We start from the raw sequence: 1,349 nt of genomic DNA, 5'->3' as shown, positions 1-1,349 counted from the left end.
TTGGCTGTATCCCACAAAAGATATCAGATTGAAGACTGTTTTCGAATCATGAAAACAAATTTTACCGGAAGACCTGTAAACCACCGTCTGCCAAATCGCATTAGAGCTCACTTCATGATCTGCTATACTGCGCTGCTTGTGTACCGTTTACTGGAAGCCAAACTTGATGACCAGCATACACATGTGACGACAGAAAACTTAATTAATAACCTTGAAAATATGAATGTGACGAATATTCACGACGTCGAATATATGGCTCTCTATAATGGTAGCAAGGCACTAGATGCCCTAACCCAACTAACATCGCTAAACTTGGACAGGCTGCATTATAAACCAAAGGAACTGAATGGAACAATTAAAAAAATTTTAAAGTAACGTTTACATACAACAATTTCATAATCAGTATAAGCCGATAACCTCAGTATTTATAAGGTGTATCGGCTTTTCGTCTTCTTGTAAGTGTCGAAAACGGGATATCAAATGTGTAGTCAACAGCAAAATCCTGTTATACTGGTTAAATTGGGGTTTTGTTGAGGAAGGGACGCTTTGTAGATGTAGATAGTGCAACGTAAAGATGGGTGTGGGAAACTGGCATGGGCGGGTCTTCGACACTTTCCATATCTCTAAAGTACCTTAAAGCCTTGATACAGGCTTATTTTTTTGTCAAATTTTTACTATTTTTATGTTGTATGTGTTGTATTTGTGTGGTATAATAATTACAGGGGTGATGCATTTATGAAAATATACTTTGATAAACGACTAAAGGATCCCACTTATTATGCACAGCAGGGAATCCGTAATGGAAAGAAAACAACCACCAGAAATATTAAAAACTTTGGAAAACACTCCGAGTTATTGAAGGTCACAGATGATCCTGAACTCTATGTGAGAGAACAAATCAAAAAGATGAATGAGGAATACCGCGTTGGCAAAGTCTCTTTCAATCTGACTGCCGATTTCAACGAAAGGGTCAGACCTTCTGCTGATGAAGCATCGGCTTCCAACTGGTTGAATATTGGGTATTTCTTTCTTCAGGACATCATGAAAGAATTGAATCTCAAGGAGTTCTTTCATGAGATAACAAATGACCGCAAAAATACTTTTGATTGTTTTACAATCGCTCGTTTCCTTACTTATGCAAGGATTTTAGATCCCAAATCCAAACACGCTACCTGGAATCGTCTCGCTTCCTACTTTGAACAGCCGGAGTTTGATTACCAGCATATTCTTAGATTCATGGATATCTTGGAAGCGAATTACGACACTTATCTGACATGGCTTTACAAAAACAGCAATTCTGTCATTAAGCGAGATTCATCTGTCCTATACTATGATTGCACAAACTTTTA

2 pseudogenes are annotated in these 1,349 nt (G+C 37.7%); both read left to right on the top strand.

Annotated features, from left to right (window positions below):
* A pseudogene (locus tag RHS_RS29730) lies at positions 1–375 on the top strand (transposase); the annotation flags it as partial.
* A 360-nt stretch (positions 376–735) separates the two neighbouring features.
* A pseudogene (locus RHS_RS29725) lies at positions 736–1,349 on the top strand (transposase); the annotation flags it as partial.

It is taken from the genome of Robinsoniella sp. RHS (genome assembly GCF_001029355.1).
Taxonomy (GTDB): Bacteria; Bacillota; Clostridia; order Lachnospirales; family Lachnospiraceae; genus Robinsoniella; species Robinsoniella peoriensis.
This window is presented reverse-complemented; position numbering and strand designations above follow the sequence as displayed.